Origin of the sequence: Sphingomonas sp. R1 (genome assembly GCF_025960285.1) — a bacterium.
GTDB lineage: Bacteria > Pseudomonadota > Alphaproteobacteria > Sphingomonadales > Sphingomonadaceae > Sphingomonas.
In genome coordinates, this window is record NZ_CP110111.1 from 3,627,773 (window position 1) to 3,653,854 (window position 26,082).

The 26,082-nt window shown below is 68.4% G+C and carries 20 protein-coding genes; 4 read left to right on the plus strand and 16 right to left on the minus strand.

What is annotated here, in order from left to right:
- Positions 1-32: 32 nt before the first annotated feature.
- Both OIM94_RS17295 and OIM94_RS17300 read right to left on the minus strand, forming a co-directional pair.
- Positions 33-1,061 carry a sensor histidine kinase gene (locus OIM94_RS17295; protein ID WP_264607896.1) on the minus strand — a complete coding sequence of 343 codons (1,029 nt, stop codon included), beginning with the start codon at positions 1,059-1,061 and terminating at the stop codon, positions 33-35.
- A gap of 110 nt (positions 1,062-1,171) precedes the next feature.
- Entirely contained in the window at positions 1,172-4,081 is a 2,910-nt protein-coding gene (locus OIM94_RS17300; protein ID WP_264607897.1) for a sensor histidine kinase, read from the minus strand.
- A 139-nt stretch (positions 4,082-4,220) separates the two neighbouring features.
- On the opposite strand from OIM94_RS17300, the gene OIM94_RS17305 reads away from it, so the two are divergent.
- Entirely contained in the window at positions 4,221-4,820 is a 600-nt protein-coding gene (locus OIM94_RS17305; protein WP_264607898.1) for an alpha/beta hydrolase, read from the plus strand.
- 70 nt (positions 4,821-4,890) lie between these two features.
- On the opposite strand, the gene galA is transcribed toward OIM94_RS17305, so the two are convergent.
- The 12 genes from galA to OIM94_RS17365 all read right to left on the minus strand — a co-directional run bounded on the left by galA (position 4,891) and on the right by OIM94_RS17365 (position 21,653).
- Positions 4,891-7,344, minus strand: a complete 2,454-nt coding sequence (galA, locus tag OIM94_RS17310) for a beta-galactosidase GalA (RefSeq protein ID WP_264607899.1) — start codon at positions 7,342-7,344, stop codon at positions 4,891-4,893.
- 73 nt (positions 7,345-7,417) lie between these two features.
- A complete protein-coding gene (locus tag OIM94_RS17315) occupies positions 7,418-8,218 on the minus strand; it encodes a cyanophycinase (protein ID WP_264607900.1) in 801 nt (266 codons plus the stop codon).
- Complete coding sequence (locus tag OIM94_RS17320) at positions 8,211-9,107, minus strand: isoaspartyl peptidase/L-asparaginase family protein (protein ID WP_264607901.1); 897 nt, start codon at positions 9,105-9,107, stop codon at positions 8,211-8,213. The genes OIM94_RS17315 and OIM94_RS17320 overlap by 8 nt, the downstream gene beginning before the upstream one ends.
- The gene (cphA, locus tag OIM94_RS17325) at positions 9,100-11,865 is read right to left on the minus strand and encodes a cyanophycin synthetase (RefSeq protein ID WP_264607902.1); all 2,766 of its coding nucleotides are present in this window, start codon (positions 11,863-11,865) and stop codon (positions 9,100-9,102) included. Before cphA ends, OIM94_RS17320 begins: the two co-directional genes overlap by 8 nt.
- A 123-nt stretch (positions 11,866-11,988) precedes the next feature.
- Positions 11,989-13,137, minus strand: a complete 1,149-nt coding sequence (locus OIM94_RS17330; RefSeq protein ID WP_264607903.1) for an acyltransferase family protein — start codon at positions 13,135-13,137, stop codon at positions 11,989-11,991.
- The gene (locus tag OIM94_RS17335) at positions 13,134-15,467 is read right to left on the minus strand and encodes an alpha-N-acetylglucosaminidase (RefSeq protein ID WP_264607904.1); all 2,334 of its coding nucleotides are present in this window, start codon (positions 15,465-15,467) and stop codon (positions 13,134-13,136) included. The genes OIM94_RS17330 and OIM94_RS17335 overlap by 4 nt, the downstream gene beginning before the upstream one ends.
- 66 nt (positions 15,468-15,533) lie before the next feature.
- Positions 15,534-18,245, minus strand: coding sequence for a TonB-dependent receptor (locus OIM94_RS17340; protein ID WP_264607905.1), 2,712 nt, complete (start codon positions 18,243-18,245; stop codon positions 15,534-15,536).
- A 293-nt stretch (positions 18,246-18,538) separates the two neighbouring features.
- Positions 18,539-19,024, minus strand: a complete 486-nt coding sequence (locus tag OIM94_RS17345) for a GAF domain-containing protein (protein ID WP_264607906.1) — start codon at positions 19,022-19,024, stop codon at positions 18,539-18,541.
- A 103-nt stretch (positions 19,025-19,127) separates the two neighbouring features.
- Positions 19,128-19,529, minus strand: coding sequence for an alternative ribosome rescue aminoacyl-tRNA hydrolase ArfB (gene arfB, locus OIM94_RS17350; RefSeq protein ID WP_264607907.1), 402 nt, complete (start codon positions 19,527-19,529; stop codon positions 19,128-19,130).
- Positions 19,522-20,181: an RluA family pseudouridine synthase gene (locus OIM94_RS17355; RefSeq protein WP_264607908.1), complete on the minus strand. Its 660-nt coding sequence runs from the start codon at positions 20,179-20,181 to the stop codon at positions 19,522-19,524. The genes arfB and OIM94_RS17355 overlap by 8 nt, the downstream gene beginning before the upstream one ends.
- A gap of 120 nt (positions 20,182-20,301) precedes the next feature.
- Entirely contained in the window at positions 20,302-20,904 is a 603-nt protein-coding gene (gene wrbA, locus OIM94_RS17360) for an NAD(P)H:quinone oxidoreductase (RefSeq protein WP_264607909.1), read from the minus strand.
- A 50-nt stretch (positions 20,905-20,954) separates the two neighbouring features.
- A complete protein-coding gene (locus OIM94_RS17365; protein WP_264607910.1) occupies positions 20,955-21,653 on the minus strand; it encodes a pirin family protein in 699 nt (232 codons plus the stop codon).
- A gap of 113 nt (positions 21,654-21,766) precedes the next feature.
- On the opposite strand from OIM94_RS17365, the gene OIM94_RS17370 reads away from it, so the two are divergent.
- The 3 genes from OIM94_RS17370 (at position 21,767) to ctrA (ending at position 24,587) form a co-directional block, all read left to right on the plus strand.
- Positions 21,767-22,678 carry a LysR family transcriptional regulator gene (locus OIM94_RS17370; protein WP_264607911.1) on the plus strand — a complete coding sequence of 304 codons (912 nt, stop codon included), beginning with the start codon at positions 21,767-21,769 and terminating at the stop codon, positions 22,676-22,678.
- Positions 22,675-23,745, plus strand: coding sequence for an AI-2E family transporter (locus OIM94_RS17375; RefSeq protein WP_264607912.1), 1,071 nt, complete (start codon positions 22,675-22,677; stop codon positions 23,743-23,745). Before OIM94_RS17370 ends, OIM94_RS17375 begins: the two co-directional genes overlap by 4 nt.
- Positions 23,746-23,879: 134 nt before the next feature.
- Entirely contained in the window at positions 23,880-24,587 is a 708-nt protein-coding gene (ctrA, locus tag OIM94_RS17380; protein WP_264607913.1) for a response regulator transcription factor CtrA, read from the plus strand.
- Positions 24,588-24,840: 253 nt separating this feature from the next.
- On the opposite strand, the gene OIM94_RS17385 is transcribed toward ctrA, so the two are convergent.
- The gene (locus OIM94_RS17385) at positions 24,841-25,224 is read right to left on the minus strand and encodes a VOC family protein (RefSeq protein WP_264607914.1); all 384 of its coding nucleotides are present in this window, start codon (positions 25,222-25,224) and stop codon (positions 24,841-24,843) included.
- Positions 25,225-25,432: 208 nt separating this feature from the next.
- Positions 25,433-26,080, minus strand: coding sequence for an HPP family protein (locus OIM94_RS17390; protein ID WP_264607915.1), 648 nt, complete (start codon positions 26,078-26,080; stop codon positions 25,433-25,435).
- Positions 26,081-26,082: the final 2 nt, after the last annotated feature.

The window sequence follows — 26,082 nt, forward strand, 5'->3', positions numbered from 1 at the left end:
CGGCGGGTTCGCGCCAGCGGCCTTGATCCTTGTCAGTCCGTGCGCGGATTGGGATCGATGGGGACGCCGCGAAGCGTGACCAGGGTGCCCGGGCCGGCCGCGGCGATGTGCAGCTCGGCGGCGAGGCCCTGTGCCAGACTACGGGCGATCCGCAGCCCGAGGCTGTCGGCGCGGTGCACGTCGAAGTCCGGCGCCACCCCCAGCCCGTCATCCCGGATGGTGAGCGTCAGCAGCCCGTCGGCGCATTCGACGGCGACGAGGATCTCGCCTTCCTCACGATCGGCGAAGCCATGCTCGATCGCGTTGGCGATGCCCTCGGCGACGATCAGCGCCAGCGGGATCGCCCGGTCCGGCGGGAGCAGCACCGCCGTGTCCGCCTGCACGACATGGCGGATGCCCGGCTTGCCGCCGCTCGCGGCGAGATCCTCGACCAGCGCGCTGATGAACGCGTCGAGCGCCAGCGGTTCGCCCCGGCTGCCATAGAGCCGGCGCTGAATGCGCCCGATCAGCTGCAGCTTGGCCGCGGCATCACCAATCGCGCGTTTCGCCTCGCCATCCGCCACGGTGCGACGCTGCAGTGCCAGCATCGCCCCCACCATCTGCAGGTTGTTCGAGACACGGTGCTGCAGTTCCTCGAACAGGATCTCGGTGCGCGCGGCGAGCCGGGCGCTGCGCTCGCGCTCGGCGGCGAGGCGGGCATTGGCGCGCTGCATCCAGTGCACCAGCAGGATGTCCACCGTCACGACGCCCAGGTAGAAAACAAGCGCCACCCCCGTGGTGCGCGAAAGTGCGAAGCTGCGGATCGGCGGGATGAAATAATACCAGGCCAGCAGCCCGCACAGCAGGCCCGCCAGTATCCCGGGCCCCCGCCCGAACAGAAACGAGGCGAGAATGACCGCGGGAAAGAAGGTGAGATAGGGAAAGCCCGGCGGAAAAAGGGGATCCAGCGCCAGCCGCAGCCACCATGCCGCGACACAGAAGCCGAGCGTGATGCCATAGGCGAGCGCCCGCCGTTCCCCAAGCAGGGGCAAGCGTTCCAGCGTGCGATCAAACGACGTCATTGCCACCCGTTAGCCTAGGTCCGCCCCCGCGCGACGATGGGTTCCCTTAACGGAAAGCGATCGGGCGGTCTCTCTCATCGTTCAGAAACAATGCAGACGCAAGCACCGCTTCACTTCGGCAGGGTCAGTCGCACCACGGTGCCGCTTGGCGCGCAGCGTTCTATCGTGAGCGTGCCGCCCAGCGCCTGAGCGCGCTCGCGCATGCCCTGCAGCCCGTAATGGCCGGGGCGCCCCCCTGCGGCGAGGATATCGGCGGGAATGCCGGGGCCTGCATCGCGGATCTCCACCTCGAGCGTCCTGCGCCCGGTGCGCAGCGCCACCGCCGCCTTGGTCACGCCGGCATGCCGCCGCACATTGGCGAGTGCCTCCTGGACGATGGCCAGCAGCTGCTCCAGCTGCGCGGGGGCATAGCGCAGCGGCGGCCCCTCGCGCGTCACGCTGACCGCCAGGCCTTCCTCGCCGAGGCAGCGGGCAAGCTCCTCGATCAGCGGCTGCGGATCCCCTGCGCGGACGATGCTGCGCAGCGCCATCACGCGGTTGCGCGCCTCGACCATCACGTCGTCGGCGCGGTCCAGTGCGGAATCGAGCAGCTGGTGCGCCCGCGAGCCCGGATCGGTCGCATAGGCGGCGGCCTGGAAGCGCAGCATCAGTCCCTGCATGCTTTGCAGCAGCGTGTCGTGCAGTTCGCGGGCGATGCGTTCGCGTTCGGCGATCTTCGCCTCGGCACGGGCGCGGCCCCGCGCCATCAGCTCGCGCATCCGCCAGGCATAGAGCAGCCACAGGGTGCCCGCGCCCAAGCCGATCGCGAGCAGCCGGAACCAGCCGGTCTGGTAGAAGCGCGGCGCGATGGTGAAGTCGACGCTCGCGCCAGTCGTGTTCCAAACCCCGTCATTGTTGGCGGCGATCACCTGAAACCGCATCCGGCCGGGTCCGAGATTGGCATAATAGGCCTCGCGGGCGGTGCCGGCCTCCACCCAGTCGCGGTCGACGCCCACCAGGCGGTAGCGAAACCGTACCCGCTCGGCCTGCGCCAGGCTGAGCGCCGTATAGGCGATGCGCAGATTGGCGGTGCCGGCAGGGAGCGCGATCGGCCCTGCCGCCGGCTCGGCCCGTCCGTTGGCGGTGACGCTGCGGATCACGACCGGGGGTGGCAGGGGATTATGGACGATCCCGGCCGGATCCATCCAGCCGATGCCGACATTGTCCGCAACCCAGATCCGGCCGTCGCCACCGCGCACGGCGGTGCTTCTGTGCGCATCCTGCTGGGCGACGCCGGGCAACCCGTCCGCCGCGGTGAACAGTCGATGGGCCAAGGGCGTGCGGGCATGGTGGAAGGCGGCGTCGAGCGCCGGCTTGTTGGTGCGGACCAGCCCCTGCACGCCGTTGATCCAGACGGTGCCGTCGCGCGCCTGCGCCAGGCCGGTGATCCCGCCCAGCACCGGCGCCCGCGCGGTGTCGATCGCGCGCAGGCGGCCCTGCTCCAGCCGGGCCAGCCCGAGTTCGCCGCCGATCAGCAGCCCGGCAGGCCCGGCCGAGACGAGCGCGATCGCCCCGATATCGTCACCGGGTACCGCGACCAGCGCCTCGCCCTGTCGCCGATAGAGGCGGTTGTGGCCGTAGAACCAGCTGCCGCCCCCTGCGCCGGAGGCGGTGTGGAGACGGTCTGCCGGCCGGTTCCGCGCGCCGAAATGCCGCCAGCGCCCCGCCGCAAGGTGGAACACGCCGAGATCCTCCACGGTGATCCACACCGTGCCGTCCGATCGGCTCCAGCTGCGGACCGCGCCCGGCGGCGGGGGCACGGGGAGCGGCGAGATCGCATCGCCGCGCACGCGCAGGAAGCGATCGGGCAGCGCCACGACGAGGTCGGCCCCGTCCGCCTCGATCTGCTCGATGGGCGTCGAGAAGTGCCGCAGGCGGCTGAGCGGCTCGCCAGGGCGCGCCCGGTACAGCGTGTGCGGGTTGGCGGCATAGACGGTGCCGTCGGGCAGCACCGCGAGCTGGAAGCCGCCCAATGTCTGGTCATCGACGCCCAGCGCCACCGTTGCGCTCACCGGGCGCAGTCGCACCAGGCCGAGATTGGTGCCGACCCACAGATTGGCCTCGCGGTCCTCCAGCAGCGGCACCGCCACCAGCGAGGGCAGGCCCTGTTGCAGGCCCAGGCGCGTATGCACCGGCGCGCCGGGCAAGCCGCGGGTCTGGAGCACGCCGCCGTCATAGAGGGTGCGCCACAGCGTACCGGTGGAATCGAACCCGATCCGATCGGCACCAGGCGACCGCAAACCGGGCGGCTGGAGCGCGATGGCCAGACCGGGAACGGCGCGGGACGCCGCAGGGCCTGCGCCACCGGAGGCCCAGACGATGCCGTCCGGCGCCTCGGCCAGACGCGTGTGGGGCGCCGCGGCATGCACCGGCTCGAACCGCGACGCGCCGGGGCGACGGACCCGGATGTCCCGCGCGCTGGTGATCCACACCGCCCCGTCGCGCGCGGCGACGACGCTGTAGATGCGGCCGGGCGGCACGCCGTGATCGGCCCCGATGCGCGTCGCACGCCCACCGCTGATCCGGAGCAGCCCGCCTTGCGGCCCGCTCAGCGCCGCCCAGATCGTCCCGTCCCGCCCGCGCGCCAGCTCCTCGACGGCGGCGTTGCCTTGTCCGAACGTGTCCAGCCGCGTGCCGCGCAGGCGCGAGACCTGGCCGGAGAAATAGCCGATCCACAGGCTGCCGTCGGGATCGGGCAGCAAGGCGGTGATGTTGCGCGACGGGTAGCGGCCGATCTTGGGCGATACCGGCTCGAAGCGGATGCCGTCGAAGCGGTAGAGGCCGGCGCCGGTGCCCAGCCACAGCCAGCCATCCGGCGACTGGGCAAGGGCCCAGATATCGGGTGGGGCGCCATCCACCAGATGCCAGGCGCGCGCATTATACTGGGAAAAGCTCCGCTGAAGCCGCGCCTGCGCGAGGGCAGGGGATGCGGCGGCAAGTGCCACCGCGCCCGGGATCGCCCACGCCCATCGGCTTCGCATCGCGTTTCCGTGCCCCCTTGTCCCCGATCGCCGCCGCGCCGAACCGTGCCTCGGGTGCGGCCCGGCCCTGCCGCTGCGGCATTGCACAGCTTCGCGCTTGGATATAGCCTCGCTCGACTTGGACTCGGGACGCAACGCCATGACGCTCGCCACGGCCCCGCTCGATCGATTTTCGGTGATCAGTACCGGTACCGGACCGGCAAGGGCCCTGTCGGCGCTCTTCGGCACGCCGCTCCGCAGCGATGCGCATGTGGATTATTCCGAGGAAACGCCGCGCCAGCGCAGTCTTTGGGCGGTGAAGCTCGATTCGGCGATCCTCCATGCCGAGCGGCCGGTGCTGCTTGTCGCCAACGGCGCGAGCTGCTTTGCCGCGACCTGGTGGGCCCGCCTGTCCCCGCGGGACTATATCGCACGCGTGGCCGGGGCCGTGCTGATCGATCCGATCGAGGGCGAGGGCGATGCCGATCATTTTGCCTCGCCGAAGATCCGGCTGCCCTTTCCCTCGCTCCTTCTGAGCGGCGCCGGGCCCGACGCCGGCGTCGCCGCGCGGGTCGAGGCGCTGGCGACCGGCTGGGGCAGCGCCGTGGGCGGTCTGCCGCAGCTTCCTCATGCCCGCCGCAGCGGCAGCCACTGGCAAGGCGCGCGCGAGCTGGTGCTGCGGATGACCGCCGGCATCGTCGAACGCCGCGCTCAAGCAGCCGACGCGCTGGCGGCGGCACTTGCGCCCGATCAGGACTGAAACGCGCCCCGGCCGACGCTAAACCAGGCAGTCTCTCTCCCCGGCATCGTCAGCGGGGGGGGGCTTTTGATCAGCGCGCCAAGATGGCGATGGTCGCCGGCCGGACGTCTTGGCCGGTGACCGACAGTCGGATGACTCCCGCGTCGCCCTGATGGCGCAGGATCACCTGGGCCAGACCATTGAACGCGCGGCGGGTGGGCGCCTTGTCGCTTTCATGGCTGGTCGGATCGCCGTTGCCGACGCCGATCCGCTCCGCCGGGCCTTCGACCGCGAAGCGCAGCGGCGTGTCGGCGGTGGCGACGGGACGGCCGCGGGCATCGACGATCTCGGCTTGAACGATCGCCAGATCGCGCCCGTCGGCTGCGATCTGGCGGCGATCGGTGGTGAGGCGGATCGCGGCGGCGGGGCCGCTGGTTTCGCGCACGCTGGTCGCGACCACGCGGCCACCGCGGATCGCCCGCGCTTCCAGCCGTCCGGGCGCATAGGGCACGCGCCATTCGACATGGCCGGCACGCTCCACCGCACGGCGCCCGAGGCTGCGGCCGTTGAGCAGCAGTTCCACCGCCTCGGCATTGCTATAGGCCCACACCTCGATCGCCTGCCCCTCGCGGCCCGGCCAGTTCCAGTGCGGCAGCAGGTGGACCAGCGGCTCGGGCCGCCACCAGGCGCGGTAGTACCAGTAATTGTCCTTCGGGAAGCCGCACAGGTCCATCACCCCGAAATAGCTGGAGGCGGCGGGCCACAGCGCGTGCGGGGTCGGCTCGCCGCGATAGTCGAAGCCGGTCCAGATGAAGCCCCCGGCGACATAGGGGTGCGCATCGGCGATCTTCCACCATTGCTCGGCGGTGGAGGCCCAGGCGGGGAACTCGGTGTCATAGGCGCGGACGATCTGGCGCGCCTTGTCGTTGAAATACGCCCCCCGCGTGGCGACCGTGCTCGCCGTTTCGGTGCCGATGATCGGTTGGTTCGGGAAGCGCTGGTGGAAGGGGACGGTCCGTTCGGTGTGGTAGTTGAAGCCGATCACGTCCACCTCGCGCGCGGCGGCCTCGTACTGTCCCCGGTCGAACGCCTGGGTGGTCGGGCGGGTGGGGTCGAGCCTGCGGACATGCGCGACCATCGCATGACTCACCCGCCCGCCGCGGGCGTTCATCGCCTGCGGCTCTTCGTTGCCGACCGACCAGAGGATGATGCTGGGGTGGTTGCGGTCGCGGCGCAGGATGCGCTCGAGCTGGCTGGTCGATTCCGGATCGGTGCTGTTGCGCCGGGCCTCGTCGATCACCAGCATGCCCATCCGGTCGCAGGCTTCGAGAAAGGCCTCGGAGGGAGGATTGTGTGCGCTGCGCCAGGCATTGGCGCCCATTTCCTTGGTCCGCGCGATCCGCCACGCGTCGAGCGCCGGCGGCATGGCGGTGCCGACGCCGGCATGGTCCTGATGGTTGCACACCCCCAGCAGCTTTACCGGCTGGTCGTTGAGGAAGAAGCCGCGCTCCGCATCGAAGCGGATCGATCGGATGCCGAAGCTGGTCTCGTAGCGATCGATCGCCGCGCCGTTCGCGCGCAGTTCGCTGACCAGCCGGTAGAGCACCGGCGTATCGATCGACCAGAGCTGCGGCGTGGGCAGGGCGACGTTCGCCTCGTGCGTCACCAGCGCGTCGGCGGCAAGGGCCAGCGCGGCGTCGGGGAAGCGGGCGACGATTGCGCCCTCAGCATCCACGATGTGCTGGCGCAGCGTGACCGACGCGGGAGCCTCGGTTGTATTGCGAACTTCGATCGCCGCCGTGATCTGCGCACCCGCCGGCGTGATCGTGCTGCGGACGAAGCTCCCCCATTGGGGCACATGCACCGGCGACGCCTTGACCAGCCATACCGGCCGGTAGATCCCCGCGCCCTCGTAGAACCAGCCCTCGCCGAAGCTCGCGTCTGCGCGCACCGCGAGCTGGTTGGGCTGGCCGTCGAAGGTCAGGAAGTCGGTAATGTCGGCCCGGAAGGGCGCATAGCCGCTCTCGTTCCGCGCGACGACATAGCCGTTGACGAACACGATCGCGTCGCGGAACACCCCGTCGAATTCCAGCCAGATGCGCTTGCCGGCGTCACTCGCCTCGATCGGCAGCAGGCGACGATACCAGCCGACGCTGTTCGCCGGAAAGTCGCGGCCGATCGCCTTGAAGCCATGCGCCGCGACATCGTCCTTGGCGTCCTCGGGCTTGGTCCCCGGCGGCAATGCATAGGGCAGTTCCACCGCCCAGTCGTGGGGCAGCTGCACCGGTGACCAACCCTTGTCGTCGAACGCGGCCATGGCGGCATCGGCGGTCTCGGCACCTGCCTTGGCATAGGTCTGCTGGTTGCGGCCGAAGTTGAAGTCCCTGGCAACGTCCGACGCGTGGCCGAGGTGAAAGCGCCAATCCCTGTCCAGCTGCACGCGCGTACGGGGGGACGGTGCCACCGGGGCCGCCGCCGCCGCGCTCGGCAGCGTCGCTACGACGCCCGCGCCGATCGCGCCGGTCAATAGAGTTCGACGCTGCATGATCCCGTGCTTCCCGATGGTCTAACGTATACGATACGTGCCAAGGGATGGCCCGGGTGGCAAGCCGGGACGGTCAGGTCTCGCGAGAAAGCGGCCGACGTGCCTCCAGATCGAAGCTGTCGCCATGGCTGAGCACATGCAGGCAGACATTGTGCATCGACAGGGTGCGTTCGGGGCTCGCCTCGGCGATGTTGGAGCGGGTTACCCCCGAGCCGTCGACGATATAGACCGCGCCTGCGCCGACGACGCGGAAGCAGCAGCCCTCCAGCACGATCGCGGTATCCTCGTCGATGCCGATGCCCAGTACGCGCGGATTCTGCGCCACCGCGCCGAGCAGCCGCCCGATCCGGCCACGCTCGGCGAAATGCTGGTCGATGATCACGTCGCGCACCAGCCCCAGGCCGGGTGCCATGTGCAGGTCGCCGATGCGGTGCGATTCCGCGCTGCTGCCCTTGACCAGCATCGTCTCGCTCATCACCGACGCGCCGGCCGAGGTGCCCGCGACGACGCCGCCGCGCGCGTGGATGTCGCGCACCATCCGCTCGACCGGCGTGTCGCCGATCTGGCTGGAGATGCGCAGCTGGTCGCCGCCGGTGAAGAAGATGCCTGCGGCGCCGTCGAAGACCGACTGGGTTTCCTGCTCCAGCGTCTCGCCGCGTTCATGGACATAGAGCTCGACCAGATCGTGCACTCCCAGCGCGCCGAACGCCTTCTGATAGGCGTCGAAATAGCCGTCCGGCTGGTGGCTGGCGACGGTGGCGATGACGAGCTTGCCGTCCTTCACCCGTGCCGCGACCTCCTTGAGGATGGTCTTGTCGCCTTCCTTGTCTTCGTGCCCGCCGATGATGATCAGCGGTCCGCCCTGTTCAGCCATGCAATAGATCCTTGAGTTCGTCGCGGTGGACGGCTGCGCGCACGGCATCGAGCGCGCTTGTGTGCAGGGCGAGGGCGAAATGGTCGCTGTTATGGGCGATGCCGACGGCGCCGGAGCGTTCGATGACGATCGCGCCCGCCTCGCCGCCGACCCGGCCGAGCCGGGCGATGGCGTGTTCGGCGGCCTCGGTTGCCGAGCCGCCGTGTTCGAGCGCGTGCATCACCTGCGCGGCAAGCACCGTGCGGAGGATCGCCTCGCCATCGCCCGAAAAGGCGCAGCCGCCCAGCGTGTCGTCGGCATAGAGCCCCGCCCCCGCGATGGGGGAGTCGCCGATGCGGCCGGGATGCTTGCCCGGCAGCCCGCCGGTGGAGGTCGCGGCGGCGATCGCGCCGGTCGTGTCGATCGCGACGCAGCCGACCGTATCGTGCGCCTTGGCATGTTCGGAGGCGAGCGCCTCGCGCGAAATCATCGTCTCGGGATCGACCAGCGCGATGCCGTGATCCGTGGCGAACCGCTCGGCGCCTTCGCCGGCGAGCAGCACGGGCCGGGCCGGGAGCATCAGCCGAGCGACGCTCACCGGATTGCGCACGCGGCGAACCCCCGCGACGGCGCCGAGGGTGAGGCCGGAACCCTCCATCATCGCCGCGTCCATCTCGACCATGCCGTCGCTGGTCCGCACCGAGCCGAAGCCGGCGTTGAATACCGGATCGTCCTCCAGCACCCGTACCGCCACTTCGGCGGCGAACACCGCACTGCCGCCCGCGCGCAGCACTGCCGCGCCAGCCTCCGCCGCCGCCGCGCAGCCGGCGCGGTTGCGGTCGTGCAGCGCGGGGTCGATCGTCTTGGCGCCGCCATGGACGATCAGGGACCAGCGGGTTGCCTCAGGCATGGATGGGCTCCTGCGATGCCGACGCGGCGGGGTGGAAGGCGAGGATACGGTCCCACACCGCCTGGATGGCGCTGGGCATGATCACCAGCAGATCGCCCGGGCGTCCGAGCTGCAGCACGGTATCTACCGCCTCCATCTCGTCGACGATCCGGTGCACGCGATCGGGCGATACGCCGGCCTGCATTGCGCCCTGCGACATCAGCCCGTTGGTCTCCCCTCGCGGACGTCCGCGCCCGTCCGGGGCCTCGCGGAAGACGATCGTGTCGAAGATCTCGCCGGCAAGCTGCCCCATCTCGACAATGTCGCAGTCGCGCCGGTCGCCGGGGATGCTGACCATGCCGATCACCCGGTTGTAGCGCCAGCGCATGCGCTCGATCACCTGGCCTAGCGCGCGCAGCCCTGCGGGATTGTGGGCATAATCCAGGATGCAGCGCATGCCGTGCGCGTCGTGGATGTTGAGCCGGCCCGGCGAGTCCTCGAACGAGGCGCTGAACGCGCGCAGCCCTTCGCGGATCGCATCCAGCGGCACGCGCTGCACCGCGCACATCGCGACGGCAGCCAGCGCGTTGGCGATGTTGAACTCGGCGATGCCGCCCAGCGTCGCGGGAATGTCGGCGGCGGGCATCAGCTCGGTGCTTTCGCCGGCCCGATGAAGCACGATGCAGCCGCCATAGCTGCCGGGTTCGCGCACCACTGCCGTGCCGCCCTCTGCGATGTGGCGGCGCAGGTCGCTCGACAGGTCTTGGCCGCCATAGAGCGAGAACCAGACGATCGTGCCGCGCGCATGGCGGGCGATGCGGTGGCACATCGGATCGTCAGCGTTGAGCACCGAATGCCCGCGCCGGGCGACGCTCTCCACCACCACGCCCTTGACCTTGGCGAGATCCTCGACCGTGTCGATACCCTTCAGCCCGAGATGATCGGCGGTGACGTTGAGCACCGCGCCGACATCGGCGCCGTCAAAGCCCAGACCTTCGCGCAGGATGCCGCCGCGCGCCGTCTCCAGCACCGCGACGTCGACCGCCGGATTGCGCAGCACCATGCGCGCGCTCTTGGGGCCGCTGGCATCGGCCTCGGTCATCAGATGGCCGTTGAAATAGATGCCGCTGGTCGTCGTCATGCCGACATTGCGGCCCGCCTGGCAGAGGATGCGTGAGACCATCCGCGCGGTGGTCGACTTGCCGTTGGTGCCGGTGATCGCGAAGATCGGGATGCGGGCACGACTGCCGCGCGGGTAGAGCATGTCGATCACCGGGGTGGCGACGTCTCGCGGCGTGCCGCTGGACGGCTCCAGATGCATGCGGAAGCCGGGCGCGGCGTTCACCTCGACGATGCCGCCGCCGGTTTCGCGCACCGGGCGGCGGATGTCGGGGGAGAGGAAGTCGATCCCGCACACGTCGAGTCCGACCACCGCTGCCGCCTGCTCGGCAATGGCGCGGTTGGCCGGGTGGAGGACGTCGGTGCGGTCGACCGCAGTGCCGCCGGTCGAGAGGTTGGCGGTGTCGCGGAGGATCACGCGCTCGCCGGCCATCGGAACGGTCGCGGGGGTGCGCCCGGCCTTTTCGAGCAGCGTCAGCATTGCCTGGTCGATGGCGATGCGAGTGAGGACATTTTCATGCCCCGTGCCGCGACGCGGGTCCTGGTTGAGATCGTCGATCAGCTGCGCGATCGAATGGAGGCCGTCGCCGATGACCTGCGCCGGCACGCGCTCGGCTACGGCGACCACCTTGCCGTTCACCACCAGGATACGGTGGTCGTTGCCCGGCACCTGCTGCTCGATGATGACGCGGCGGCCATGTTCGGCGGCGAGCGCGAAGGCGGTGCACAGCGCCTCCTCGTCGGCGATGCCGGTGGTGACGCCGCGGCCGTGGTTGCCGTCCAGCGGTTTGACCACCACCGGCCAGCGCAGCCGCTTCGCCTCGACCAGCGCTTCCTCCACTCGGCGTACGACCACGCCCCGCGGCACGGGCAGGCCGGCCTCGGCGAGCAGCTGCTTGGTCATCGCCTTGTTGCCGGCCACGTCGACCGCGATCTGCGCGGTATCGCCGGTGATGCTGGCGCGGATGCGCTTCTGGCGGCTGCCATGGCCGAACTGGATCAGGCTCTGCTCGTTGAGCCGCGTCACCGGAATGCCGCGCCGCTCCGCCGCCTCGACCAGCGCGCGGGTGGTGGGGCCGAGCGCCGTCGCCTTGAGCAGCGCCTGCAGCGATGCGATGATCGCCCGCACGTCCTGCGGCGCATCGAGCGGGGCGGCGCCGAGCAGTTGCAGGCCTTCGACGCGCCGCATCGGCTCGGGCAGCAGATCGGCGACGAGGCGGATCGCGGCCAGCCCGGCGGCGAGGCCGACGGCTTCGTCGCGGTAGGTGTAAAGGATGTTGTAGACGCCCGGCCGGTCCTTGACCGAGCGGGTCTTGCCGCGCGTGACGCGCGAGCCTGCCAGCGTCTGCAGCTCCAGCGCGACATGCTCGACGATATGGCCCAGCCAGGTGCCTTCGCGCAGCCGCTCGACGAAGCCGCCGGGGCGCTGATAGCTGCAGCCGTGAATGCCGAGGCCGGGAAGCAGCGCGAGCAGCGCATCGGTGAAGCCCGGCAGCTTGTGGCTCGGCCAATGCTCCAGATCGCGCAGATCCACCTGGACGCGGATCATCGGGCGTGTGCTGAACAGGTGCGGCCCGCGATAGACGCTGCGCTCCAGCACCCGCATTCCGTTCGCCGAAGCCGGGCGCGCAAATTCGGCCGGCTGCACCAACGCTGTCATAGTTGACCTCTAGAAGAGACGCCGAGGACCAGCGCCTGAACCGATCAAACGGCCAGACACCTCCCGCGTTCCGCCGTTGATCTGGATCAACTATTTGAAATAAAGCGGGTTACGCGCCGATGTTCAGGCCTTGAGGATCAGGCCCTTGCGGTCCATCCACCAGCCTACCGCCCAGCACAGCATCGTATAGGCGAAGGCGCAGAGCAGCGCGCCCAGCGAGCCCGGCGCGATCCCCTGGAAGATATCGACCCCGGCAGCCTCATAGGTGCCACGCTCGCCGCCGGCCGGGATCATGCCCAGCACGGTCACGAACAGCTCCGAGAAAAGGTAGATCGCCAGCGGATTGCGGCCGAGGATGGTGAAGAAGCGGGTGCCGCGCTTGGATCCGGCGATCTCGATCAGCCAGATCGCACCCCCGAGCAGCAACAGGTCCAGCCCGACGGTGAGCAGCACATAGGAGCCGGTCCACAGCTTCTTGGCGATCGGGAACCAGGGTGACCAGGCGAGCCCGGCCAGCACCAGCGCAATGCCGATCACCGCCATGCGACCGACGGTGCGGCGCAGGTCGTCGCCCTGGACGATGGCGAGGCCCGCCAGATAGCCCGCAATCACGTTGACCGTGGCGGGCAGGGTGCCGAGCAGGCCTTCGGGATCGAAGCCGCCATCCTTCTTGTAGAGATGGCCGGGTCCGAGCAGCCACAGGTCGATCTGGGTGCCGATGTTGGCGGCCTTGTCGAACGCCATGCCCGCGGGGCTGAAGACGAGCAGGATCGCCCAGTAACCGAGCAGCATCGCAATGCCCGCGAGCAGGAGCTGGCGCGGCCTGAGCCAGCGGATCAGCAGACCGGCCAGCACATAGCAGAGCGCCAGTCGCTGCAGCACGCCCGGCACGCGGGTGAGCGCGAAGGGCTTGATCTCCCAGCCATTGACGCCGTGCTCGACAAAGGGGAACCAGTACATCAGGTAGCCGAGCACGAAGATGATCGCGCCGCGCCTGAACAGCCGGGCGAGGAACGGCCCGGTCGCCATCCGCTTGCGGAAGGCGAAGCTCATCGCATTGCCCATCGCGAACAGGAAGGTGGGGAACACCAGGTCGGCGAGCGTGAAGCCGAACCACTTGGCATGGACCAGCTGCGGATAGGGTTCCGCGCCGGGGCCCGAGGTGTTGACCAGGATCATCAGGAAGATCGTGGCGCCGCGAAACGCGTCGAGCGCGAGGAAGCGCGGCTTGCCAGCGAGGGCTGCGACGGTGTTGGCCTGGGTCTCGGTCATCGGGCGTCGCTTTCTGCGAGGAGCGTGCGGGCAAGGGCTAGCGGGGCAGCGGGGCGCTGGCGAGCCCACATCCTGCCGTCCTTGAGCCAGCGGGCCTGCCAGTCGCGGATCGCGGCGGCGGCGGCCTTGGCGTCGAGGTCGGTGTGCGCGGCAGCGGCGGCGCGCTGGGCGGCGAGGAAGCGCTGCCAGCGCGGCCAGTAATAGCCGGCATAGAGGCCCTGCCAGGCGCGCGAGGCATAGTCGGAGAGGTGGCCGGTGCCGCCCCAGACGGTCACCACCGCCTTGGCCTGCTCGACGAATGCCGCCTTCTCGGCGGGCGTCTCGCCATAGGCGGCGGCATCGGCGAGCCAGCTGCCCAGCGTTTCCTGCTGGTTGCCGGCGATGGCGTCGATATCCCTCGCCAGCGTCGCGGCAGCGGCAGTCGCGCGGTCTCCGGTAGCGAGGTCGCCGGTCTTGTAGGCGGCGACGGCGGTCTTGATCCGGTCGTCCAGCTTCACGCTGGCATAATGGCGGACGAGGTCGACCACGTCATAGGTGTAGAGCGGCTCGCCGGCATGCTGCGGGGCTTGGGCGAGCAGCGCTTCGATTCCGGCGCGGAGTGCCACCGGGTCGCCGGGAGCGGCGGGATAGTCGGCGCCGTCGAGGCTGGGCATCTTGAACAGCAGATAGGCGCCGGCCTGTTCGTGCCACCAGCGCGGGGTCCAGTAGCGGGTGGTATAGGCGCCCGCGATCGCCTTGTCCCAGGCGGCGACCAGCGCGGGCGAGGTCTTGCCGTAGCGAGCCCTGGTATAGTCGCCGAGCCACGCATCGAGCGGGCGTGCCTGGCCCGTGGCGTCGATCTCGCCCCAGGCGAGGTCGTACGCATAGGCATAGGCAATGCTGTTGCTGTGCAGGCCTTCCGGGAACAGCCCGAAGCCGCGCATCCGGCCGTGTCCCGGGTTCGCCAGCGCGGCGGTCACGTCGCTGCGGTAGAAGGCCAGGTCGCCATAGACGGGATTGCTGCCGCCATAGTTGTGGACATAGCCGTACGCCCAGCCCTTGCCGTAAAAGGCCTTGGTCGCGTTCCAGATGCCGGGATAGCGATCATTGCCGATGTCGAGGATCAGCATCCGTTCGTCGGGCACCTTCGAGAGGAAGGCGGCGATCGCGTCGGGGGTCCAGAAGGCCTTGTCGGCACCGAACAGCCAGCCCTGCATCACCCAGGTCGCGCCCGGCGCGGCGGCGGTGATCGAGCGGTAGAGCCGCTCGCCGTACGCCGCGAGCCGGGCGTCGCGCACCTCCTTGGGGAGCGCCGCGGCGCGGGTGGCGGCGGTGTTGGCGATCGCGTCGCCGTACGTGGCGGCGCGGGCGTCGCTGCCGTCCTCGGCGATCGGCGGCACCATCTCGTTGAACGCATCGGCGAGATAGTATTCGCCGGGCCCATAGGTGGCCGTGTAGAGCTGGAGGAAGCGGGCGGCGAGCTTGGCGAACAGCGGGTCGGATGGGTCGAGCCAATAGGTGCCCGGGAAGCCCTCCCATTGCCGCATCTGGTAGATCCTGGCCTGCGGGTGGGCCTTGGCGAAGGCTTCGGGGACATAGCCGGAGAAGGCCGGAAGGATCGGCTTCATGCCGAGCGAGCGCATGCGCGCCAGGATCTGGCGCTGGAGAACGCGCTTCTTCTCGATCCAGTTGGCCGAGAGCGGCGCGCGATAGCCGGCGATGTTGCCCATGCGCTGCCAGGGCAGGAAGGGTGCGGCGGAAAGGCCCTGGGCGATCTGGGCGTCGGTCATGCCCTGCTCGCGCCAGAGCGCGCGCCAGACATGTTCCTGCCCTTCCATCGCCAGCGGCGTGTCGACGCCGTGCGCCGCCATCCAGTCGATCTCGCGCTCCCAGCGGCCCCAGTTCCACCAGGGCGTGGTGTAGCCATAGGTGCAGGTGTTGAGATAGGCGCGCAGCGAGAAGGGCGAGGCGACCACGCCGCTGTCCTCGCCGTCGCGGAGCGCCAGCGGGCGGGCACGGACACCCTCCCAGGACACGAACAGACTGCCCTGTCGACCGAGCGTGCGGGCGGCGCCGCGCACCAGCGCGACCGGCGAGGAGCCCTCGATGCGCAGCCGGCCGGCGGCGGTGCGGGCGCGATATTGCGGGGTGGGGCCTGCGACCAGCACCAGGTCGATCCGGCGCGTGTCGACGCCGAGGCGGGCCAGCACGGCGCGGGCGGCGGCGGTTTCGGATTGGGCCGCCGGGGCGGCTGCCGGGCGGGCAGGCTGCGCGGTCACGGGGGCGGCGAGGACGAGGCCGGCCGCGACCGGGCCGAGAAAACGGAAACGGCGGGCGGCGGTGTCGGCCAAGTCGGGCACTCCAGAAACACGAAAGAGTGTCCGGGGGCGGCGCGTGCCACCCCCGGACCTGTGGTCTTACATCTTCAGCGTGGCGGACAGGTAGAAGCTGCGTCCGTAGAAGCTGCTCTCCTGCCACACCGCGGAGTCCTTGTAATAGGCTTCCTCGCGGCTGTTGTTCAGGTTCACCACCCCGGCGGCGAAGCTGAGCCACTTGGTCGGCGCATAGCCGCCGCTCAGATCGAACTGGGTGCGACCCCGCACGACATGGCCTTCGCGGGCGAAGAAGCTGTCGGCGCTGTTCTGCTCATAGCTGCTGCGGCTGTTGACCGAGAGGCGGATGTTGAAATGCTCGTTCTCCCAATAGGGCGAGACGTTCCACGTCACCTTCGACAGGTTGCGGATGGTATAGCCCGTGCCGATCGCCACCTTCTGCGGATAGACCCGGGTGAAGTTGGCGAGCAGGCCGAAGCCGTCCACCGGCAGGATGCGGTCGAACGACTGGTTCCAGCTGACCTCGAAGCCCTTCACCCGGATCGTGCTGGGATCGTTGGACGTCTGGGTGATGTCGTAGATGTTGCCACGCGCATCGACGCAGTCATTGCCCGAGGTGGTGAGCGCGGTGCCGTTGAACGACGTCGGGCAGATCAGGCGCGAGAAGGTGCCGTTCTTGATCCACTTGTAGAAGCCGTTGATCGCGATCGCGCTCGACCGGGTGACATACCACTCGACCCCCAGATCGAGCTGGTCGGCGGTCAGCGGCTTGAGGCCCGCCTGGCCGAGATCCACCGTGATCGTGTTGGTGCCGACCGGGAAGGTGTTGGGCGAGCTGCTGGTGGTCTGCGCCATGGAGGTGTTCGAATCCATGATCGGGCGCACCAGCACCTTGGCGGCGGCGAAGCGCACCTGCACCTTGCTGGTCGGCTCCAGCACCAGGTTCAGGCTGGGCAGCACGTTGTCGTAGCTCTGGTTGACGGTGTATTCGCCCACCTTCTGCTGGACTTCGGTGTAGCTGCCGGTGCGCGGGGCGGTGATGTTGCCCTGCACCTTCTGCTTGGTGTGCTCGTAGCGCACGCCCAGGTTGCCGCGCAGCGTCATGCCGCCCAGCGTCGTGTCGATGTCCGCCATTGCATAGGCCGACGGCATGAAGCGATCGACATGATAGCTGGCTTCCGGCGCGAAGATGTCCGGCACGGTGATGCCGGCCGCCGCCAGCGCCTTGTCATAGGCGGCGAGGTCCGGGCCGATCCACGCGCCCGGGATCAGCGTGCTGCCGTTGAGGAAGCCGCTGACCGCATAGTTGTTCGTCGCCATCTGCGGGAAGATGCTGCTCGACGGCGCCGGCTGGTTGGCCAGCGCGATCATGTCGTGGCGGCTGACGTTGCGGCTGAAGATCTCATGCCGGTACTTGGCGCCGACGCTGAGCTTCGTGATCGGCCCGAACGACACTTCCTTGTACAGATCCGCCTGGCCGGAGGTCTCGCTGGACGCCATCTCGCGGGTCGCGCCGTTCGGATACTCGTTGCGGGTGAGCGTGGCCGGTGCGTAGAGCGCCGTGCTGCTGAGATCGGTGCCCACCGTGTACTTCACCGAATCGGGATTGGTGAAGTCGATCGTGGCGGTGGGGATCGTCACGCCCAGGATGGCCGCGGCCTCGCGCTGATAGGTGCTGCCCTTGGTGTAGTTGAACACCGCGCGCCCCGACCAGCCATTGTCGCCGGTCCACTTGCCCGAGAGCGTATAGTCCTGGCTGACGAGGTTGCGGTCCTCGTGCTGGCGATTGTTCTCCATGGTGAAATTGGTTGCCGTCGCCTTGGTCGCGACGCCGTTCACCACGTTGCTCGCCGTGATGCGGGCGGTGTTGAACAGGAACACCTGCTGGTTCACGTCATAGTCGGTGGTGTCCTTGGCGTAGATCGCGCTGGCGTCGATCTCGATGCGGTCGCTCGGGCGCCACTGGACGCCGCCGCTGCCCATCAGCCGCTCGGTATCGCGGTCGATGCGGCGATAGCGCGGCCGGCGCGGTACATAGACGCTCGAGCCGTTGATCGTCTGGGTGGCCCAGCGGTCCATCCAAAAATAGTCGGCGCGGTCCTTCAGCTTCTGGTAGCCGAGGTTCAGGTACACGCCCAGCGTGCCGTCGGCGAACTGGTCGACATAGCTGCCGCTGATCTTCGGCGTGATCTTGCCGCCGGCATATTCGGAGTTCTGGCCCTTGACCGAGAGGACCAGCTGGCGGTCCTTATAGTCGAGCGGCTTGGTGGTCTGGATGTTGACCGTGCCCGAAAGACCGCCGGCATCCATGTCCGCGGTCGGCGACTTGATCACCTGGATCGCGTTGGCGAGCTCGGTCTGGATGATGTCGTAGCGGAAGCCGTCGGTGAAGTCGGCGCTCTTGAAGGTCTGGCCGTTGACCGTGGTCATCGCGTACTGCGGACCCAGGCCGCGGATGCTGATCGTCGCGCCGCGCCCGTTGATGTTCGACATCTGCACGCCCGAGATGCGCTGGATCGCCTCGGTGATGTTCTCGCTCGGGAACTTGCCGAGATCCTCGGCCGAGATGCCGTCGGTGACGCGCGTGTCCTTGCGCTTGGCGTCGATGGCGTTGTCGATCGCGGCCCGAATGCCGGTGACGACGATCTCGCCGCCGTCCTGGCCCGCGGGCGCCGTGCCGCTATCCGTCTGTGCCTGCGCGGCGGTGGCGGCACCCAGTGCTGCGATGCAGCCGGATGCGAGCCAGATGCTTTTCGTAAGCGCACGCGTCTGTGCGCCGAACCTGCCGGTGTTCATGGAAGTACCCCCCGTAGCTGTCTTCGGACCCTCGGTGCTGCGGCGCCTGTTCCTCCGGGCGTTTCTGTTATCGGAGGCGCTGCAGGTCCATATTGGTTGCTACCGGTCCCATGTTGTCAAGGCCAGTTTAGGTCAAAAGCGATGTTTGGTATTACCTCTTGGTCAGGCAGGTAGCGGTACCACGGGCTCCAGTGACGACTAACCATTTGAAAACAAACGCGCATAGCCGGGGTGTCGCCGAATCGTCACACTCGGCGTAAATTGGACTTGCAGCGGTATTGTCGAAGGGCTGGTCAGCCAGCGAGGCGCGGCGCAAGGATCCGCATCAGCGCCTCGCAGCCTGCCGCATCCCCGGAGTCGAACCGGGCGGGCAGCGGGCTGTCGAGATCCAGCACGCCCAGCAGATCGCCCTGGTGCACGATCGGCACCACCAGCTCCGAACGGCTGGCCGCATCGCAGGCGATATGACCGGGAAACGCGTGGACGTCCTCGACCAGCTGTGTTTCCCGCGTCGCGGCGGCGGCGCCGCATACACCCTTGCCGAAGGGAATGCGGATGCAGGCGGCCTTGCCCTGGAACGGGCCCAGCACCAGCTCGTCCTTCACGTTGCGGTAGAATCCCGCCCAGTTGAGATCGGGCAGATACTGGCCGATCAGCGCGGAGACGTTCGCCATGTTGGCGATCGCATCGGGCTCGTCGGCAGTCAGCGAATCGAGGGCTGCGGCGAGATCGCGATAGAGCTCGGCCTTGGTGTCGGCGGTGATGTCGAAGCTGTACATGGCCGCGATGTAGGAGATTGCGGCGGCCGGTGCGAGGGGGCTGCTGAGTGTTTCCTCCCCCGTCAGGACGAGGAAAGGCACGAGGACGGGCGGGACGTGTAGCTCAGTCGAAGCTCACCTTGCCGCGCCCGGCCTTCACTATCGATCGGCCCTTCTTCGCATCCACGCGGCGCGCCTTGGCGGCCTTGCTCGGCTTGGTCTTGATCCGCTTCGCCTGGCGCTCGTGCGCCTTGTCGATCAGGTCGGAGAGGCGCTGGCGCGCGTCGGTGCGATTGGCGTCCTGGGTGCGGTACTGCCGGGCGGTGATCAGCAACTCGCCGGCCGAGGTCATCCGCGTGCCGGCCAGTTCCTTGAGGCGCGCATAAGCATAGGGGGACAGGCCCAGCTTGAACACGTCCACCCGCAGCTGCACCGCGGTCGCCACCTTGTTGACGTTCTGCCCGCCGGGTCCGGTTGCGGCGAGGAACTTCTCCTCGAGGATCGCCGCGTCGGGGATCTCAGCCATTCGCCGGACGGCCGAAGCCGATATGGTGGAAGCGCGCGGGCAGGGGGGCATCGCCGTGCACATCGGGCTTGCCGGGGCGCGGCACGGTGATCGACTGGGCGTGGAGCATCAGCGCCGGGCCGCCGCGGCCATAGACGGGGTCGCCGACGATGGGGATGCCGATGCCTTCCAGCGCATGGACGCGGATCTGGTGGGTACGGCCGGTCTCGGGATAGAAGGCGACCAGCGCGCGGCCGTCGTGCACTTCCATCCGCTTCCAGCGCGTGCGTGCGGACTTGCCGCGGGGATCGTGCGTCATCCGCCAACCCTCTTCGATCGTCGAGACCTTGCCGAGCGGCAGGTCGATCTCGCCGCTCTCCTGCTCGGGTACGCCGTCGAGAACGGCGACATAGCGCTTGGTGACCTGGCCGGCCTCGAACGCCTGGCCGAAGCGCTTCATCGCCTTGGGGTTGCGCGCGAGCAGCAGGCAGCCGCTGGTGTCGCGGTCGAGGCGGTGGACGGGGACGGGCAGGCGCTGGAAGCCGAAGGTCAGCTGGTCGAGCAGATCCTCCAGGCTCTCGCTGCGGTCGCGCGGCCGATCGACGGGAAGGCCCGCCGGCTTGTCGATGATCAGCGCTTCGCCGTCGATGAAGAGTACCCGGTCCTGAAACATGGGAAGGCATATAGCGCGCCCCGCGGAATCCGCGAGCCCGGATACGAAAACGGCCGGAGCAGGGGGATGCTCCGGCCGCCGTGGTGAGCCGCGCGCTACGCTACCGGCGCGGCCGGGGGGTTAGGCCTTCAGCTTGCTCGCGGTGTTGGCGACGCGGGCGCCGAGATAGCGGGCACCGTCGAGGTCAGCGGCGCTCGGCTGGCGGCTGCCGTCGCCATCGGCGATCGTCGTTGCGCCATAGGGCGAGCCGCCCTTCACTTCGTCCACGCCCATCTGGCCCTGGAAGCCATAGTCGAGGCCGACGATCGTCATGCCAAAATGGATCAGGTTGGTCAGGATCGAGAACAGGGTGGTCTCCTGGCCGCCATGCTGCGAGGCGGTCGAGGTGAAGGCCGCGCCGACCTTGCCGTTCAGCTGGCCCTGGAACCACACGCCGCCGGCCTTGTCCCAGAATGCCGCCATCTGGCTGGCCATGCGGCCAAAGCGGGTCGGGCTGCCGACGATGATGCCGTCATACTGGGCGAGCTGGCTGGGATCGTCGAACAGCGGGTGGGTATCGTCGACGCGGAAACCGGCGGCCTGGGCCACTTCGGCCGGCGCGGTTTCGGCGACGCGGCGCACATCGACGTCGGCACCGGCATTGCGCGCGCCCTCGGCAACGGCATCGGCCATCGTCGCGAGGTGGCCGTAGGAGGAGTAATAGAGAACGAGGATCTTGGTCATGGCAGAAACTCCCTTGGCGGGTGGATGGGGGAGGGGCGCAGCGGCCCCGGTTACTCGGAATCGACGAGAACGATCTCGGCGTCTTGAACGGCGGTGATGGTAACGGTCCGGCCGCCGGAAAGCGCCGCGCCGTCGCGGGCGTTCACCGCGTCTCCGTCAACGGTGACCGCACCCGCTGCCGGCACCAGATAGGCATGCCGGCCTTCGCCTACCGTATGGGTGACGCTCTCGCCCGCCTTGAGCGTGGCGCCGAGCACGCGGGCATTGGCGCGGATCGGCAGCGCGTCCCTGTCGTCGGCGAACCCGGAAGCCAGCGTGACGAAGCGGCCCGAGCGATCGCCCTTGGGGAAGGGCTTGGCGCCCCAGCTCGGCTGGCCGCCGGCCTCGCGCGGCAGGATCCAGATCTGGAAGATCCGGGTGGTTTCCGGCTCCAGATTATATTCCGCGTGGCGCACGCCGCTGCCGGCGCTCATCACCTGCACGTCGCCCGCCTCGGTGCGGCCCTTGTTGCCCATCGAGTCCTGGTGAGTGATCGCACCCGAGCGGACATAGGTGATGATTTCCATGTTCTGGTGCGGGTGCGGCGGAAAGCCCGAATTGGGGGCGATCTCATCGTCGTTCCACACCCGAAGCGCGCCCCAGCCCATCCGGGAAGGGTCGTAATAGTCGGCGAAGCTGAAATGATGCTTGGCCTTGAGCCAGCCATGATCGGCGCCGCCCAGGCTCTCGAAACTGCGTTTGTCGATCATCGCTGATCTCCTGTCTGTTGCCGCCAAGATAGGGATCGGCATCATCGCGTAAACGGAAACGTTGGAAACTGATCGTTTCGTGATATGGCTTTGGCCGAGCAGGAGACGCGGGGATGAAGCTACCGGATTTCGAGGCCTGGGCGGTGTTCGCCAGCGTGGTGGAGCATCGGTCGTTCAGCGGCGCGGCGCTGGCGCTGGGCGTTTCCAAGGCCACCGTCTCCAAGGCGATCACAAGGCTGGAGGAGCGGCTGGGCACCGCCCTGTTCCACCGCACCTCGCGTCGCCTCACGCTCACCGACAGCGGTCAGCAGCTCGCCGAACATGCCCAGCGCATTCTGGAGGACGGCCAGTCCGCCGAAGAGGCGGCGTTCGAGAGCGCCAGTGCGCCGTCTGGCGTGGTGCGGCTCGCCGCGCCGCTCACCTTCGGTGCACGGCATCTTTCGGGTCTCATCGCCGACTTCATGGCCCTGCATCCGCAGATCAAGGTGGAGCTCACCCTGTCGGACGCGTTCGTCGACATCGTCGGCGAGGGAATCGACGTCGCCATCCGCATCGCCGAGCTGCCGGACAGCTCGCTGCGCGCGCGGCGGCTGGGACCGGTGACCATCCATGTTGTCGCGGCACCCGGCTATTTCGAGCGCGCGGGGCGCCCGCAGCATCCGGCCGATCTCGGCCGCCATGCCTGCTTCGTCTATACCAACACCGCGACGCCCGGCGTGTGGCGCTTTCGCAAGGCAGGCGGGGAGGAAGCCGCGGTTCGCGTCGACGGCCCGCTGCGGACCGACAATGGCGAGGCGATGCTACCGGCGCTCCGCGCGGGGCTGGGGATCGCGCGGCTGCCGGGCTTTCTGGTCGATGCCGAGATAGCCGCCGGCCGGCTGGAGACGGTGCTGACCGACTGGGTTGCCGGATCGGTGGGGTTGCACCTCGTCACCCCGCCGGGCTCGCGCCGGCCCGTGCGGGTCGAGGCGCTGATCGATTTCCTTACGGAGCGGTTACGGACGCTCTGCGTTCGGGCAGCGTGAAGCGTCTCGTTCCCGATGAAGCCGATGCGCGGTTCATCCGCCGCGTCCTGATCCTGCTCACCGTCGGCGCGGTGGTGGTGGCGCTGGTGCGCGCCGCCGACCTGCTGATCCTCACCTTCGGCGCGGTGCTCGGGGCGGTGGTGATCCGCGCCATCGCCGATCGCTATGCCCAGATCGGCGTGCCCAAGCGCTGGTCGGTCGTGGCATCGATGCTCAGCGTGCTGGCGGCGATCGGCCTGCTCGTCTGGCTGTTCGCGGTGCAGTTCGGGCCGCAAGTGGAAGCGCTGGTCCGCTCGATCCCGCAACTGGTGGTGCGTCTGAAGGAGTGGGCGCAGGGCAGCCCGGTTGCCGCCAAGCTCTATGATGCGGCCGAGGCGGCCTTTGCCGGATCGCGCGTGGCGCGGGACGCCAGCGGCTTCGCGCTCGGCTCGTTCGAGCTGTTCCTGAACGCGCTCCTGCTGCTGGTCGGTGCGCTGTTCATGGCGGCGGACCCGGGCGTCTATCTGCGCGGGCTGCTGCTGCTGGTGCCCAAGGGCGACACGCGGGATGCCGTGGCCGACGCGCTCGCCGATGTCGGCACCACGCTGCGGCTGTGGCTGCGCACCCAGCTGATCCTGATGACCACGATGGGATTGCTGGTGGGCGTCGGGCTGTGGATCGCCGGCGTGCCGTCCCCGGCGGCGCTGGGCCTGCTCGCTGGCCTCAGCGAGTTCATCCCCTATGTCGGCCCCACCGCCGCGATGCTCCCGGCACTGGGACTGGCGGCGACCGGCGGATCGGGGGCGCTGATCGGCTGCCTCCTGGTGTTTGCCGGCGTGCGAATCATCCAGACAAATTTCCTCACCCCCTATGTGCAGAGCCGCGTGATATCGATCCCACCGGCAGTCACGCTGTTCGCGATCATCGGCATCGGCTTCGTCTTCGGGCTGTTCGGCCTGTTTTTTTCCGCGGCGTTGCTGGTTGTAATATTCACATTGGTGCGAAGCCTCTATCTGCGAGAGGTTCTGGGAGAGAAAATCGAGGTTCGGCCGCAGGATAGCGAGCCTCCGTTTTCGCCCGATCGGTAGATTTCCCCAGGCTTGCGGAACCGCCCGGCTTACGAGAAATTAACCTTTCGGCTTCATTGACGCTTAGGTTAATGAACGTCCAAGCGCGTCGGGCATCGGGGCTGCGGCGGGTGGTGTGGACAGGGGAACCGGCAATGCGCGTGCTGCTGATCGAAGACGAGCCTAGCACAGCCAAGGCGATCGAACTGATCCTTTCGGGCGAAGGGTTCAACGTCTACACGACCGATCTGGGCGAGGAGGGCTTGGACCTCGCCAAGCTGTATGATTACGACATCATCCTGCTCGACCTCAACCTGCCGGACATGCACGGCTATGACGTGCTGAAGAAGGTGCGCACCGCGCGGGTGCAGACCCCGGTGCTGATCCTGTCGGGCATCAACGAGATGGATTCGAAGGTGCGCTCGTTCGGCTTCGGCGCCGACGATTATGTCACCAAGCCGTTCCACCGCGAGGAGCTGGTCGCCCGCATCCACGCCGTGGTGCGCCGCTCCAAGGGCCATTCGCAGTCGGTGATCCGCACCGGCAAGCTGGCGGTGAACCTGGACGCCAAGACCGTCGAGGTCGACGGCGCCCGCGTCCACCTGACCGGCAAGGAATATGCGATGCTGGAGCTGCTCTCGCTCCGCAAGGGCACCACGCTGACCAAGGAGATGTTCCTCAATCATCTCTATGGCGGCATGGACGAGCCCGAGCTCAAGATCATCGACGTGTTCATCTGCAAGCTGCGCAAGAAGCTGAGCATGGCCTGCGAAGGCGAGAATTACATCGAGACCGTCTGGGGCCGCGGCTATGTGCTGCGCGAGCCGGACGAGGCGATCCAGGCCGATACCCAGGTCGCCTGACTTCGGGACTTCCCGCAGGGGCAAGAGCCGCCGTCACCCCGATGACGGCGGCTTTTTTGTGTCTGAAGCCCCCCCTTCAGAGCAGTGTTTGAGAGCGATGACCGATCGGCGAGGGACGCGCTTCTGAATCGAGCCACCACCAGTGACCGCGGCTGGTGAACCGCTTGAACGTCAGTAGCCGTTGGAGATAGGACACTGACGGGACCGCATGATCGAGGTCAACTAGGGTCAGAAGCGGCCTTAAGCGGACGGATCAGGCAGGAAAATGGATCCCGCACAGTTTGTTGCCGTCGGGATCACGAAAATAGGCCAGTTCGATGGTGCCCATGGAGGCAGTTTCGCGCGGTCCGGGCGGAGCCTCGATCGAGGTTCCGCCAGCAGCAACGGCGGTATCGTGAAGCTGTTTCACCTGCTCGGGCGAATCGCAGGAAAAGGCGACGGTGCTGCCGTTGGCGACGCTTGCCGGTTCGTCGTTGATCGGCTGGCTGACGATGAAATTGGTCCCACTGCCGTTATTGTAGATCAGACGTGTATGGCCACTGTCGGCGATGTTCCGGGTCCCTTCCCCTGCACCCAAGGTGCCGAGCACCGTGTCGTAGAAGCGCTTGGACCGCTCGATGTCGTTCGATCCGACCATGGTGTGAAATAGCACACATACTCTCCTGAAGGCTGATCGACTTCCGATCGCCATTAGCGGTTTCACCTAACAGGTAACTAACCTGTGGTCACTCCTGGGCCCTCGGGACGTCCGCAAGGGGCGGTTCCGGTCACCCCATCAACGAATCTGTGGCCATCACGGGCCCCACCCCAACCCCTACCCTGACGGGGAGGCGCTTTGATCTACTTCACCCGCGTCGCGCTTCCGCATGCGTTTCCGCCCGCGCGAGCAGCGCCAGCAGGTCCTCGCGGCTGACGTCGAACGCTTCGCCGGCCTCGGCGAGTGCCGCGTCGATGTCCTCGGGCAGCAGGCCGGGCGCGGGCGGCGCAGGCAGCGCGCGGTGGGGGTAGCTGTGGCCGGTGAGGCGATGGACGAGAACACCACATGCCGTCAGCAGCACCGCGTTCACCCCGATCGGCAGCAGCGCATAGCCATAGCCATGCGCCAGCACCGCCGGTGCCAGCACCGGCAGCAGCACCGTGCCGCCGCCGGGCGGATGCAGGCTGCGGGTCAGCGACATGGCCAGGATCGCCAGCCCTACCGCCACGCCGGCCGCCAGCGCGCCATGCCCCAGCCACGCTGCCACCAGCGTCCCCACGAGCGCGGAGAGGATGTTGCCGCCGATCACCCGCCAGGGCTGGGCAAGCGGGCTGGAAGGGACGGCGAAGATCAGCACTGCCGAAGCGCCGATCGGGGCCGCCAGCAGGATCGCCGTCGTCCCGTCGAAGCCGGAAAGTGCGGAGACCCAGGCGGTGATCCCGATCCCCAGCGCACCGCCCACGGCACCGCCGATCCGGTCGCGCCACTGCGCGCCGGCCATTGCCAGCCGGAACATGC